This is a genomic window from Agromyces sp. C10 (genome assembly GCF_023217995.1).
Classification (GTDB): domain Bacteria; phylum Actinomycetota; class Actinomycetes; order Actinomycetales; family Microbacteriaceae; genus Agromyces; species Agromyces indicus.
This window is the reverse complement of sequence record NZ_JALPSX010000001.1, coordinates 386,242-399,727: the sequence shown is the minus strand read 5'-3', so window position 1 is coordinate 399,727 and position 13,486 is coordinate 386,242. Positions and strand designations below refer to the sequence as shown.

Here is a 13,486-nt window from a genome sequence, read left to right as displayed (position 1 = left end):
GCACGGCCGTCAGGGCAGGGAGTCGAGAACCGCCGCGAGTCCCGCGTCGTCGATCGTGCCGGTCGCCTCGCTCGCGGCCGCCAGCACCTCGCCGGTCGCCTGCCCCATGGCGACGGCGCGACCCGCCGCCTTCGCCCAGTGGAACATCTCGATGTCGTTGCGTCCGTCGCCGACCGCGATGACCCGGCGCAGGGGCACGTCGAGCCAGCCGCGCACGCGTTCGAGCGCCGTCGCCTTGTTCACGCCGTCGGGGGCGATGTCGAGCCAGGCCGTCCAGCCGACGGCGTAGCTGACGTGGTTGAGGCCCATCTCGTCGACGATCGCGAAGAACTCGTCGAGCTCGTGGTCGATCGACGTCGCGACGACGCGGATGGCGGGCTGCCCGAGCAGTTCGTCGAACTCGACCTTGCGGGCACGCTCGAGGTTCCAGTCGGTCATGCCCTCGGTGAAGAGCCGGTAGCCGTCGGCCAGCTCGACGAGGAAGCGGCCGCTCGGCAGGACCTCGCGGATCTGCCGCAGCACCGGCGTGGCGTCGAACGTCTCGACGTGCGCCTGCACCCAGCCGTCGGGCGACGAGGGGTCGCGCCGCATGGTCATGGCGCCGTTCGCGCACACCACGTACTCGGGGTCGAGCTCGAGGTGCTCGAGCACGGGCCTCGTGGTCGACCAGGAGCGGCCGGTCGCGAGGGTGACGCGGTGGCCGCGGGCGACGGCGGATGCCACGGCGTCGGCCACGCGCGCGTCGATCGACTCGTCCTCATGCATGATCGTGCCGTCGACGTCGAGCGCCACGAACCAGCGGTCGGCCTCGGTCGCGGGGGCGGGGGCGTCCCGTCGAGCCGCGCTGCGCGGCATCCGCTCGCTCATCGCTCGACGGGGCGGAGCACCTCGAGGCCGCCGAGGTAGCTGCGGAGGGCCTCGGGCACGACGACCGAGCCGTCCTCCTGCTGGTGCGTCTCGAGGATCGCGACGATCCACCGGGTCGTGGCGAGCGTGCCGTTGAGGGTCGCGACCGGCGCCGTCTTCCCGCTCTCGGTGCGGTGGCGGATGTCGAGGCGCCGGGCCTGGAACGTCGTGCAGTTCGACGTGGAGGTGAGCTCGCGGTACGCCTGCTGCGTCGGCACCCACGCCTCGACGTCGAACTTGCGCGCCGCGCTCGAGCCGAGGTCGCCCGCGGCGACGTCGATCACGCGGTACGCCAGGCCGAGCGCCTGCAGCATCTCCTCCTGCCATCCGAGGAGCCGCTCGTGCTCGACCTCGGCGTCGGCCGGGTCGACGTACGAGAACATCTCGAGCTTGTCGAACTGGTGCACGCGGATGATGCCGCGCGTGTCCTTGCCGTGGCTGCCCGCCTCGCGGCGGTAGCAGGTCGACCAGCCGGCGTAGCGGATGGGGCCGTTCGACAGGTCGAGGATCTCGTCGGCGTGGTACCCGGCGAGCGCGACCTCGCTCGTGCCCGTGAGGTAGAGGTCGTCGGCCGGCAGGTGGTAGACCTCCTCGGCGTGCGCGCCGAGGAAGCCGGTGCCCTGCATGATCTCGGGCCGGACGAGCGTGGGCGTGATGAGCGGCGTGAAGCCGTTCGCGATCGCCTTGTCGAGTCCCATGTTCATGAGCCCGAGCTGCAGGCGGGCACCCACGCCCTTGAGGAAGTGGAAGCGCGCACCCGACACCTTGGCGCCGCGGGCCATGTCGATGCCGTCGAGCAGCTCGCCGATCTCGAGGTGGTCGCGCGGCTCGAAGCCGAACGCGGGGATCTCGCCCACCTCGCGCAGGATGTCGAAGTCCTCTTCGCCGCCGGCCGGCACGCCCTCGATGACGACGTTGCCGATGCGCTGGACGGCCGCGCCGAAGGCCTCCTCGGCGGCGCTCGCGTCGGCGTTGGCCTGTTTGACCTTCGCCGCGAGCTCCTGCGCCTGCGCGACCAGGGCGGCCTTCTCCTCCTTCGGCGCCTTCGCGACCTGCTTGCCGAACGCGTTCTGCTCGGCGCGGAGGGTCTCGAACGACGCGATGGCGGCGCGGCGCGCGGCATCCGCGGCCACCGCCTCGTCGACGAGGGCGGCAGACTCGCCGCGCGCCTCCTGCGAGCGCTTGACCAGGTCTGGGTTCTCGCGGAGCAGCAGCGGGTCGATCACCCGTGCAAGTGTAGTCGCGGCATCCGGCGGCACCCCCGCGCGGTCAAGCCCCCGGCGCGAAGACGGCCGCACGGCTCGCTCGCGGCGACCATGCCCTAGATTCAACCCATGAGGGCTGGCGACGAACAGGTGACGGATGCCGCGGGCGGCAGCAAGCGCGCCGCGGTGATCTTCAACCCGATCAAGGAGGGCGTGGAGGAACTCCGCACCGTGGTGACCGAGGTCGAGCGGGAGCACGGCTTCGGCCCCACCCTGTGGCTCGAGACGACACCGGAGGACCCGGGCACCGGGCAGGCGCGGAAGGCCGTCGAGGAGGGCGTCGACCTCGTCATCGCCGCCGGCGGCGACGGCACGGTCCGCGCGGCGGTCGAGGGCCTCGAGGACTCGGGCATCCCGGTCGGACTGATCCCGCTCGGGACCGGCAACCTCTTCGCCCGCAACCTCGACATCCCGGTGAACGACATCCCCGCCGCGACCGCGCTCGCGTTCACGGGCGTCGACCGCGCCGTCGACGTCCTCCGCGCACGCGTGCGGCGCCCCGACGGCACCACGCACACCGAGGTCTCGCTCGTCATGAGCGGCATCGGGTTCGACGCCGCCATGATCGCCAACACCGACCCCGACCTGAAGAAGCGCGTCGGCTGGCTCGCCTACGTCGACGCGGGCATCCGCGCCATCCCGAACTCGGCGCCCTTCCGCGTGGCCCACCGCATGGACGACGGCCGCACGCACCGGTCGCGCGTGGCCAGCGTGCTCATCGCCAACCTGGGGTACCTCCCCGGCAACATCGAGCTCATCCCCGAGGCGGCCATCGACGACGGCCGGCTCGACGTCGTCCGCCTGCAGCCGCGGAACGTGTGGGGCTGGCTCATGGTGTGGCGGAAGGTCGCGTGGGAGAACCGGGTGCTGCGCAAGACCGCGCTCGGCCGTCAGCTCATCGACCTGACCGGCGGCAACAAGCGCCGCGAGGTGGTGTACGCCAGCGGCCGCACGGTCGACATCGTGATCGACGGCGAGGCGCAGGAGTTCGAGATCGACGGCGAGGAGATGGGGCAGATCACCGCCGCCCGCTTCGCGATCGACCCGAAGGCGCTCGTCGTCCGCGTCGCCGAGCAGACCGCCGAGCGGGCGTCCGAGGAGGCCACGGAACGCGCGACCGAGAAGGCGGCCGCAGGTGAACCGCCGGCCGACGAGGAACTCGACAGCGAACTCGACGAGGCGGAGCTCGAGGCGGCCGAGGCCGCCGCCGAGGAGGCGGTCGCGACCCAGCCCGTGTCCGGCGAGATCTCGACCGCGGAGATCGCCGCCGCCGACGTGGCGGCGTCCGAGCGGGACGACGCCGAGCGGTAGACCCCGCTCAGCCGGCGCGGCCGCGGGATCGCACGCGTCAGTCCTCCTCGGGCTCGCCGCTCAGGATGCCGCGCAGCCAGTCGCGCGCCTCGATGAAGATGTCGTCCTCGTACTTGGAGTGGTATTGCGCCTCGCGCCGGTCGGCGCGGGCGTACGAGCCGAGGAAGATGACCTTCGGGCTGAAGCGGCGGAGGCCGAGCAGCGCGTCGGCGACCCGCTCGTCCTCCACGTGGCCCTCGAGGTCGACGACGAACCGGTACCGGCCCATCTCGTCGCCGATCGGGCGGGACTGCAGCAATGACAGGTTCACGCCCCGCGTCGAGAACTGCTCGAGCATGGCCAGCAGCGACCCGGGCTCGTCATCCGGCAGCTCGACGATGAGGCTCGTCTTGTCGGCGCCCGTGCGCGGGGCGATCCGACGCGACCGGCTCACGAGCACGAACCGCGTCATCGCGTTCGGGTTGTCGCCGATCGACTCGGCGAGCACGTCGACGTCGAGGTGGTCGACGATGCCGGGAGGGGCGACCGCGGCATCCGCCAGGCCGTTCTCGAAGAGGGATGCCGCGGCCTGCACGTTGCTCGTCGCCGGGATGTGGCCGTGCTCGGGCAGGTGGCGCTCGAGCCAGCCCCGCGACTGCGCGTACGCGACCGGGTGCGCGTTGACGACGCGGACCTCGTCGAGCCGCGTGCCGGGGCGCGCGACGAGCACGAAGTTGACCGGCACGAGGTACTCGCCGACGATGCGCAGGCCCGGGACGGTCGCGAGCGCGTCCTGCGTGGCGGTCACGCCGCCGTCGACGGAGTTCTCGATCGCGATCATCGCGGCGGTCGAGCGCCCGGCGAGCACGTCGGCGAGCGCCTCCCCGACGTTGTTGACGCTGCGCCAGTGCTTGCCGGCGGCTTCGGGCACCTGCTTGAGCGCGGCCTCGGTGAAGGTGCCGGCCGGGCCCAGGTACGAGTACGTCTCGTCGGGTCGTGGCGTCGCGGCATCCGTCATGCGCCCAGCCTACGGCGCACGCCTTTCTCAGGAGTTCTTCGGCGGGTCGGTGCAGGGTGCGGCGTGTTCTCCTGAGAAAGCGGCAGATGCGGCGAACACTCCTGAGAAAGGGATGGTGCAGCGATGACCGAGACGACGGATGCCGCCACGCGGCGTCGCACGCTGCCGAGCGACGCCGAGCGGCTCGACGCCCTCGTGCGCATGAAGCGGCTCGCGACGAGCCTGCTGCTCGTGGCCGCGGTGGTGTTCGCGTTCGCGTTCGCGCTGCAGGACTCCGTGCCTTGGCTGGGCTACGTGCGCGCCGCCGCGGAGGGCGCGATGGTGGGCGCGCTCGCCGACTGGTTCGCGGTCACCGCGATCTTCCGCCACCCCATGGGCCTGCGGATTCCGCACACCGCGATCATCCCCAACCGCAAGGACGAGATCGGCGCGGCGCTCGGCGCGTTCGTGCAGGACGAGTTCCTGCGCGACGACGTCGTGCGCGACAAGCTGCAGCGCATGGGGCTCGCCCGGCGCGCGGGCGAGTGGCTGCGCGAGCCCACCAACGCGGAACGGGTCGTCACCGAGGCATCCGTCGCCGGGCGCGGCGTGCTCACCCTGCTCTCCGACGACGACGTCGCCGAGGTGCTCGAGCAGCTCGCCCGGCGGCACCTGCTCGAACCCGAGTGGGGACCAGCGATCGGCCGGGTCGGCGCGCGACTCGTCGAGGCCGACCAGCAGCGCGCCGCGGTCGACGCGGTGTTCGAACGCGCCGAGGCCTGGCTCGCCGAGCACCCGGAGGCGTTCGGGAACATGGTGTCCGAGCGGCTCCCCCGCTGGATGCCGGGCTTCGTCGGCCGCGTCGTCGACGACCGGGCCCACCGCGAGATCGTCGGGTTCGTGGCCGGGGTGCGGGAGGACCCGCGGCATCCGCTGCGCCTCGCCATCGACGAGTGGCTCGCCGAACTCGCGCACGACCTGCAGCACGACCCGGCCGTCATCGCGCGCGTCGAGCAGCTGAAGCACGACCTCGCCGACAGCCCGCGGCTGCGCGAGTTCGCGGGCGAGGCGTGGTCGTCGATCAAGGAGACGGTGACCGCCGCGCTCGACGACCCCGACAGCGACCTGCGGCGCCGGGCTCGCCGGGCGCTCACCGAGCTCGGCACGCGACTCGCGACGGATGCGGCGCTCGCGGCGAAGGTCGACGCGTGGGTGACGGATGCCGCGACCTACGTCGTCGGCCGCAGCCGTCACGAGATCGCGGGGCTCATCACCGAGACCGTCGAGCGGTGGGACCCCACGGAGACGACCGAGAAGCTCGAGCTGCAGGTGGGGCGCGACCTGCAGGTCATCCGCATCAACGGCACCGTCGTGGGGGCGCTCGCGGGCCTCACGATCCACGCGATCGCGACCACCGTCCAGTCCCTCGCGTGAGCCCCTTCTCAGGAGTCCTGCGTCCGGCGGCGCGTGGCGCCGGCGTGTCGTCCTGAGAAACGTTCGGTTCCGTCGCGCCGCTCCTGAGAAGAGTGCGAGGGAGGCGCAAGGGGTGTCGCCGATCCGGAGGGCGCGGCAGGATGGGGGCATGCACGAGCGAGCGGGAACTCCGGCGACCGAATCCGACCTGATCGACGTGGAGGCCCTGCTCAGGGCGTACTACGACCGCCATCCGGATGTCTCGATCCCGGAGCAGCGCGTCGTGTTCGGCACCTCGGGGCACCGCGGGTCGAGCCTCAACACCGCCTTCAACGAGGACCACATCCTCGCGATCACGCAGGCCGTCGTCGATTACCGGAACAGCCAGGGCATCACCGGCCCGCTGTTCATCGGCGCCGACACGCACGCGCTGAGCGGTCCCGCCCAGACCACGGCGCTCGACGTGCTCGTCGCCAACGGCGTGCGCGTGCTCGCCGACGAGTTCGACGACTACGTCCCCACCCCGGCGCTCAGCCACGCGATCCTCAAGTGGAACAACGACCCCGCCAGGCGCGCCGAGGGCGAGGCCGACGGCATCGTCATCACGCCGAGCCACAACCCGCCCCAGGACGGCGGCATCAAGTACAACCCGCCGCACGGCGGCCCGGCCGACTCGGATGCCACGAAGTGGATCGCCGACCGCGCCAACGAGCTCATCGCCGGCTCGCTCCGCGAGGTGAACCAGGCCGAGCCGAGCGCCGTCGAGACCTACGACTTCCGCGGCAACTACGTCGAGGACCTGGCGCAGATCATCGACTTCGACGCGATCAGGGCGAGCGGCATCCGCATCGGCGCCGACCCGCTCGGCGGTGCGTCGGTGGGCTATTGGGGCGCCATCCGCGACCGGTACGGCATCGACCTCGAGGTCGTGAACGAGAAGGTCGACACGCGCTGGTCGTTCATGACGCTCGACTGGGACGGCAAGATCCGCATGGACCCCTCCAGCCCGAACGCGATGGCGTCGGTGCTGGCCAACCGCGACCGCTTCGACATCCTCACCGGCAACGACGCCGACGCCGACCGGCACGGCATCGTCACGCCCGACGGCGGCCTCATGAACCCGAACCACTACCTCTCGGTCGCGATCGAGTACCTCTACACGCACCGTCCCGGCTGGCCGGCGGATGCCGCGATCGGGAAGACCCTCGTCTCGAGCTCGATGATCGACCGGGTCGCCGAGGCGCTCGGCCGGAAGCTCGTCGAGGTGCCCGTCGGGTTCAAGTGGTTCGTGCCGGGCCTCCTCGACGGCTCGGTCGCCTTCGGCGGCGAGGAGAGCGCGGGCGCCTCGTTCCTCCGCAAGGACGGCACGGTGTGGACCACCGACAAGGACGGCATCCTGCTGTGCCTGCTCGCGTCCGAGATCCGCGCGGTCACGGGCAAGAGCCCCTCGCAGCTGTACGCCGAGCTCGTCGAGCGGTTCGGCGACCCGGCCTACGAGCGAACGGATGCCGCGGCATCCGCTGCGCAGAAGGCCGCGCTCGGCAAGCTCGACGGCGACGCCATCTCGGCAACCGAGCTCGCGGGCGAGCCGATCGTCGCGAAGCTCTCGTCGGCGCCGGGCAACGGCGCGGCGGTCGGCGGCGTGAAGGTCGCGACCGAGCACGCGTGGTTCGCGGCCCGCCCGAGCGGCACGGAGGACGTGTACAAGATCTACGCCGAGTCGTTCCGCGGACCGGAGCACCTGGCCGAGGTGCAGGCCGAGGCGAAGCGGATCGTCGACGCGGCGCTGCAGTCCGCGGGCTGACGCGCGCGCCCTCGACGCCGGCCGACGGGGCGCCGACCCGGTCGCCTCAGGCGGCCGAGCGCGCGCCCTCGACGAGCGCCTCGTACGCGAGCTCGGGTCCGGGCCGCTCGGCCTGGCGCGCCGCGGCGTCGTCCAGACGCGACCGCGCCGCGGGGTCGAGCTCGAGCACGCGGCGCAGCGCGACGGCGAGGTCGTCGACGGATGCCGCGTTCGGGTCGATCGCGACCCCGAACCCGGCACGCTCGATCGACGCGGCACCCGCGAACTGGTCGGTCGAGAACGGCAGCACGACGAGCGGCACCCCGGCGCCGATCGCCTCGGTCACCGAGTTGTTCCCGCCGTGCGTGACGGCCGCCGCGGCGTCGTCCAGCAGGCGCACCTGCGGCAGGTAGCGGCGCACCAGCCAGTCGGCCGGGAGGTCGCCGAGCTCCGCGGCATCCGTCGACCCGGTGGCCACGGCCGCCCGCAGCCCGAGCTTGCGGAGCGCCTCGACGACCCGGCGCAGCACGTCGCCGCGCACGGAGAGGAAGCTGCCGAAGCTCACGTAGACGAACGGCCCGGCTCCGGCGATCCACCGCTCGATGTCGTCGTCGACCCGCTCGATCCGCCGGGCGGAGCCGAGGAACCGGTGCGGCGGCAGGAGGTTCCGTCGGTCGTCGTCGGCCAGCTCGACCGGCGAGTTGTACAGCACGAGGGGCCCGTGCTCGGCGAACGCGTCGGCCGTCGGCGGGTGCGACGGGGCGAGCTCGCGTGCGGCGGCGTTCCACTCGGCGGTGAAGCGCGCCGAGACCCGCTCGCAGAGCTCCCGCAGGCCCGCGAGCTCGGCGGGCTCGGGACGGAAGGCGGACGGCCACCCCGGCGGATACCCGTACACCTCGTCGCCGACGGGCAGGGCGGTCGGGTGGCCGAGCACGACGTCGCCGTGCGGAACGCCCCCGGTCTGCAGCCCGAGCCGAGCACTGAAGGCCAGGTGATCGACGATCACGTGGTCGGGACGCACCTCGTCGACGATGCGGCGCACGGCACGGGCCGCCTCGACGGGCCGCCACATGAGGTCGGTGAGCCGTTCCGCGGCCTGGTACGCGAGGGTCGGCACGGCCCCTTCCCGGGTCGCGGCGAAGAAGCCGCGCAGCGACTCGCCCTCGTCGACGGGCTGCTCGTCGGCGGCGATGACGCCCGGGTTGCTGCCGCGACCCAGCCGCAGGTCGGCCCGCTCGAGCCCGAACTCCTCGACGATGGCGGCCGTGGCCGGCCCGGTCGCGACGACGACGCGCTCGCCCCGGTCGCGCCACGCGGTGGCGAGCGTGGCGAGCGGCAGCAGGTGCGAGGCGTAGTCGGGACTGATCACGAGGAGCGTCATGCGACCGCCTCGGCGCGGCGGAGCAGTTCGGCCTCGGCCCGGGCGACGCCGTCGTAGACGCCGGCGAGCGCCTGCGACATCCGCTCGATGGTGAACTCGGCCCGCACCGTCGCCCGGGACAGGTCGGCTCGCGAGTCGTCGCCTGCCGCCGCTTCGCCGCCGGCCGTGTCGAGCGCCGCGGAGAGCGCCGCGCGGAGGCGGTCCGGTTCGGACGTCGCGGTGAGGATGCCGGTGACGCCGTCGTCGACGTACGTCGCCGGTCCCCCGCCGTCGGGGGCGACGACGAAGAGGCCGGTCGCCATCGCCTCGAGGATCGCGAGACCGAACTCCTCCTTCATGCTCGCGCAGGCATACACTCCGCCGGGCGCGGCGAGGTCCGGCAGGCCGAGCCGTGCGGCCGCCATCCAGCGGGCGGTGACGCCGTTCGGCCGGTGGCCCGCGAGGATCAGTCCGGCGGCGGCGCGATCGGCCGGCGGCACGCAGGCGTCGATGCGGTCGAGCTGCTCGCGCTCGTCGGGTGACGGATGCCGCAGGTCGCCGCCCACGATGAGCAGGTTCGCTCGCGACGCGAGCCCGCTGCCGGCCCACGCCTCGACGAGCACCGCCATGCCCTTCACGCGGTGGAGCCGCCCGACGCTGATGACGAGCGGGAGTCCGCGGCGCTCCGGGGCGAGGTCGGCGACGAGGTCGCGGAGCTCGGCGATCGCCGGCGTCGGCGCACCGCCGTCGGCGTGACCGACCGCCTCGGCCACGGCCCCCTCGATCGTCGCGAAGTCGACGCCCTCGGGCACGATCGTGTGCCGTTCGGCATGCGCGGTCAGGTCGACGCCGACGAGCCGGAGCAGGTCCTCCTCGAGTCGCGGCCGCGGGAACAGCACCGTGTGGGCGGCGTTCGCCGCGACGCGCTGCACGAGCCGCGCGCGGAACCAGAAGTGCTCGGCGAGGTCGGTGCGCCCGAAGTTCTCGCGCGTGAGGCGGCCGGCGTGGTCGAGGGACTCGATGACCCCGTGGGGGTCGGGCGCGAGCGAGAACACCACGGGGATGCCGAGCTCGCGGGCGGCCTCGACGGCGGCGAGCGTCCCGACGTCGGCCATCCGGAGGTGCAGCGCGTCCACGCGCCCGGCCGACCGGAGCACGCGACGGATCGCTCGCTGGGCCGGGACCCGGAGCGGCCACGCCGCCGCGGACGGCACCGGGTCGTGCAGCAGCGGGATGCGGCCGTACACGTGGCCGGCGGCGTCCTCGCGGAGGGCGTCGAGGTCGACGACCGCCTGCCGTGCCGATCCGCGCGAGAGGGTGAGCACGCGCCGGATCCCCGCGTCCGGCGACGCCGCGAGCGCATCGCCGAGCCGGACCAGCAGCGTGGCGATGCCCCCGTTGTCGCCCGCCCCCGCCGCGCTGAGCCCGGGGTCGATGTCCGCGTGCAGGAAGAGCTGCGCGACCGTGATGCCGGAGCCGGCCGCCCGGGTCGCCGCGTCGGGCGCGGGTGGGGCGAGGTCCGCCAGCGCGAGGCGGGCCACGTCCGCCAGGAGCCCGTCGCCGTCCGCGAGGCGCTCGAGCTCGGCGAGCGGCTCGGGGCTCGCGGGGCGGTCGCCGAGCGCGGCGATCGCGGCCACGCGGACGGGCTCGGGCTCGGCGGCATCCGTCGCCACCCGGACGAGCGCAGCCGTCGCGATCGGGTCGCGGACGAGGCCGAGCGTCTCGACGAGCCGGGCGCGGGCTGCGGGCTCGCGAACCCCGAGGAGGGCGCCCTCGACGCCGACGACGAGCGGCTCGGCGTTCGACTCGGCCCACTGCTCGAGCGTGCGCTGCGCGAGCATGCCCGTGAAGCCGCCGTCCGTCACGAGGCGGAGCAGCGCGCCCATCGCGTCGGCCCGCGGCAGACCTGATGCGAGCGCCCACGCGGCGTGCTCTCGGAGGAACGCGCGCTCGTCGGACAGCAGGCGCACGAGCAGCTTCGCCGCCCCCGCGTCGAAGACCCCGGCGAGCGCGTGCGTCGCCGCGATCGCGGTGAGCTCGTCGTCGCCCTGGAAGGCCTGCGCGAGCACGCGCACGGTGCGGAGTCCGGGATCGCGGCTCGCCTCGAAGGCGAGGTCGTCGGCGAGGCGCATCGCATCGACGATGGCCGGCGCGCCCGTGACGGCGTCGAGTGCGGTCTGAACGCCCATCGGTGGTCCCCTCGTCGGCACGCGCGGGCGGGCTCCGCGGCGTGACACCGGTGCGGGCGCCGGAATGCCGCCCCCTCGCGGATCATATGGTCGCGAGGTTGACGATTCGCTACGGCTTGCTGGGAATGCGGTGAGGGCCGGAGGGTCGTTCGCTGGACGCGGTTCGGGCGTCAGCCGACGACGACGCTGCGGCGGGGGCCGCTCGTCGGGCGGCGGTTGCCGACGCGGTCGGCGCGGTGGCGCGGATGCCGCGGGCGCTCCCCCACTGGCCCGGCGACGAACGACGACCGGGCGACCTGCGGCCGCGGTGCGCTCGTTCCGGTGGCCGTCTCCTCGCCGGCGAGGCCGTGACGACGCGCCGCCGCCGCGCGGTCCTCGGCCGCCTCGGCGGCGAGGCGCTCCTCGACGAGTCGCCGCTGCTCGAGCAGTGCCGTCTCGATCGACTGGCTCCGCAGGTCGTCGAGCTCGGCGAGTTCGGCGGCGGGTCGGCGGTCGTCGTCGACGTTGGCCCCGGGCAGGGCGAGGTCGAAGCGCGCGGCGGCCTCGGGATCGGGGGCGCGGAAGGTCGAGCGGCGGAACGTGGGGAGGAGGATCTTACGAGGCACGGTGGGCGGGGGTTCTCATGTCGGCATTAAGGGGGACATGACCATGAGAACACGGTGCCGTGTGAGGATCCCTCGCACTCGCTGGGAACCGGGTGAACGCTCAGCCGTACTCGGGGGCCGGCGGGAGGCCGAAGAACTCCTCGAGCGTCGTGACGCCCTGGGTCCGCATCTCGGCCGCGAGGTCCGTGCCGACGTAGCGGAAGTGCCACGGCTCGAACTGGTACCCGGTCACCGCCTGCTTGTCGGCCGGGTAGCGCAGGATGAACCCGAACCGGTGGGCGTTGTCGCGCAGCCACTGCCCCTCGGGCGTGTCGGCGAAGCACACGTCGAGCGAGCACACGCCCGACTCGGGGCCGATGTCGATGGCGAGTCCGGTCTGGTGCTCGCTGAAGCCGGGGCGTGCGGTGAGGTCGTCGTCGCCGGCGTAGATGCTCTCCTGGGCGCCGTACGAGCGGTAGGCGCTGTTGGAGGCGAGCGCGAGACCGGCCTCCTGCGCGGCGGCGTCGAACATGGCGACGGCGGCGTCGGCCGCCTCCTGGCGCAGCAGCGGCTCCCAGGTGTGGGCGACGGGCACGGCGACGAGGTCGGCCGGCTCGTAGTCCTGCGGCTGCAGCGGGCGCAGCTTGTCGACGACGACCCAGATGCTCGCGGGGTCGTCGATCGAGTGCGCACCCTTGTCGAACGCGGGCACCACCGGCTCCGGCGTGGCGGTCTCGGCGGGCGCGGGGCGTTCGGTCGCGGGGGCGACCGTCGCCTCGGCGGATGCCGCGGGCTCGCCCTCGGCCTCGCGACCGGCCGTCCCGGCGCCCGTCGCGATGAGCGCGGTGAACGAGCCGATGATCAGGACGACGCTGAGCACGGACGCCACGATGAGCCGTCGTCGCTGCACCTCGGGGCTGGGTCCGGTTCCCTCCGACATCAGCCGGCCAGGCGCCAGTAGTAGACCGAGGCCCCGGGGTGCTCCTCCGTGATGGCCACGTCGACGTCGCGGTAGTCGCTGTCGCGCGTGTGGCCGGCGAAGTAGACCTTCACGTCGCCGTCGTCGTTGCGCTCGATGCGCGTGACGATGCCGGTGTGGTCACGGTCCCCCGAGTCGTCCCAGTCGAACTGGACGAGGTCGCCGAGCTGCACGTCGGCCCGATCCGAGTCGTCGAGCGGCGTCGCGAGGTCGGGGCGGGTCGAGAGCCACTCGTGCATCGCCGTGGAGCTGCGCCAGGTCGGGCTGGACGCGTAGGGGTCACCACCGTGGAACCACTCGTCGTCCTGCTCCCAGCCGCGGACGACCAGCGCCTGGCTGGCGAAATTCACGCAGTCGTTGCCCTCGAGCACGCCCCACTCCTCGTCGTTGTAATCCGACCAGTATGCGAGGACGTACTCGAGCTGCGCCAGCACGGCCGGGTCCGACGTCTCGTCCGCGACGTACTCGGACTCGACGTCCGACCGCTCGCCCGAACCCGCGACGCCGGCGCGCGGCACGGAGGCGGCGGCGTCGGGCGAGGTCGCCTGCGGCGGCAGCGGGGGGATGCCGGCGCAGCCGGTCGCGCACAGCGCGAGTCCCGCGGCGAAGCCGGCGGCGAGGAGGGTTCGGATCACGCGGGCCACGCTAACCGCGCCGGCTCCGAGGACGCCGGGAGCGGCATCCGCTGGGCCTGAGTGCGAGGTGGGCAGACGCCGGGAC

11 protein-coding genes are annotated in these 13,486 nt (G+C 73.4%); 3 read left to right on the top strand and 8 right to left on the bottom strand.

Features of this window, described 5'->3' with window-relative positions; translation table 11 throughout:
• Positions 1–9: 9 nt before the first annotated feature.
• Both M1L56_RS01990 and serS read right to left on the bottom strand, forming a co-directional pair.
• Positions 10–855: an HAD family hydrolase gene (locus M1L56_RS01990; RefSeq protein ID WP_248597937.1), complete on the bottom strand. Its 846-nt coding sequence runs from the start codon at positions 853–855 to the stop codon at positions 10–12.
• Positions 856–863: 8 nt separating this feature from the next.
• Positions 864–2,132, bottom strand: a complete 1,269-nt coding sequence (gene serS / locus M1L56_RS01985) for a serine--tRNA ligase (RefSeq protein WP_248597936.1) — start codon at positions 2,130–2,132, stop codon at positions 864–866.
• Positions 2,133–2,240: 108 nt separating this feature from the next.
• Between serS and M1L56_RS01980 the strand changes: the two genes are divergently transcribed.
• Complete coding sequence (locus tag M1L56_RS01980; RefSeq protein WP_082847124.1) at positions 2,241–3,482, top strand: diacylglycerol kinase family protein; 1,242 nt, start codon at positions 2,241–2,243, stop codon at positions 3,480–3,482.
• Between the two features lie 37 nt (positions 3,483–3,519).
• Here the strand turns inward: M1L56_RS01980 and pheA are convergent, their stop codons facing one another.
• On the bottom strand, positions 3,520–4,479 hold the full coding sequence (pheA, locus tag M1L56_RS01975; protein WP_067948200.1) for a prephenate dehydratase: 960 nt from the start codon (positions 4,477–4,479) through the stop codon (positions 3,520–3,522).
• A gap of 123 nt (positions 4,480–4,602) precedes the next feature.
• On the opposite strand from pheA, the gene M1L56_RS01970 reads away from it, so the two are divergent.
• Both M1L56_RS01970 and pgm read left to right on the top strand, forming a co-directional pair.
• A complete protein-coding gene (locus M1L56_RS01970; RefSeq protein ID WP_248597935.1) occupies positions 4,603–5,892 on the top strand; it encodes a DUF445 domain-containing protein in 1,290 nt (429 codons plus the stop codon).
• Between the two features lie 148 nt (positions 5,893–6,040).
• Positions 6,041–7,675, top strand: coding sequence for a phosphoglucomutase (alpha-D-glucose-1,6-bisphosphate-dependent) (gene pgm, locus M1L56_RS01965; protein WP_248597934.1), 1,635 nt, complete (start codon positions 6,041–6,043; stop codon positions 7,673–7,675).
• 46 nt (positions 7,676–7,721) lie between these two features.
• Here pgm and M1L56_RS01960 read toward each other — a convergent pair whose 3' ends face one another.
• The 5 genes from M1L56_RS01960 to M1L56_RS01940 form a co-directional block, all read right to left on the bottom strand.
• Complete coding sequence (locus tag M1L56_RS01960) at positions 7,722–9,035, bottom strand: glycosyltransferase (protein WP_248597933.1); 1,314 nt, start codon at positions 9,033–9,035, stop codon at positions 7,722–7,724.
• Positions 9,032–11,203: a glycosyltransferase family 4 protein gene (locus M1L56_RS01955; RefSeq protein ID WP_248597932.1), complete on the bottom strand. Its 2,172-nt coding sequence runs from the start codon at positions 11,201–11,203 to the stop codon at positions 9,032–9,034. The genes M1L56_RS01960 and M1L56_RS01955 overlap by 4 nt, the downstream gene beginning before the upstream one ends.
• Before the next feature lie 170 nt (positions 11,204–11,373).
• Entirely contained in the window at positions 11,374–11,808 is a 435-nt protein-coding gene (locus tag M1L56_RS01950) for a hypothetical protein (RefSeq protein ID WP_248597931.1), read from the bottom strand.
• A 100-nt stretch (positions 11,809–11,908) separates the two neighbouring features.
• The gene (locus M1L56_RS01945; RefSeq protein WP_248597930.1) at positions 11,909–12,727 is read right to left on the bottom strand and encodes a M15 family metallopeptidase; all 819 of its coding nucleotides are present in this window, start codon (positions 12,725–12,727) and stop codon (positions 11,909–11,911) included.
• Positions 12,727–13,401, bottom strand: coding sequence for an amidase domain-containing protein (locus tag M1L56_RS01940; RefSeq protein ID WP_248597929.1), 675 nt, complete (start codon positions 13,399–13,401; stop codon positions 12,727–12,729). The genes M1L56_RS01945 and M1L56_RS01940 overlap by 1 nt, the downstream gene beginning before the upstream one ends.
• Between the last annotated feature and the right edge of the window lie 85 nt (positions 13,402–13,486).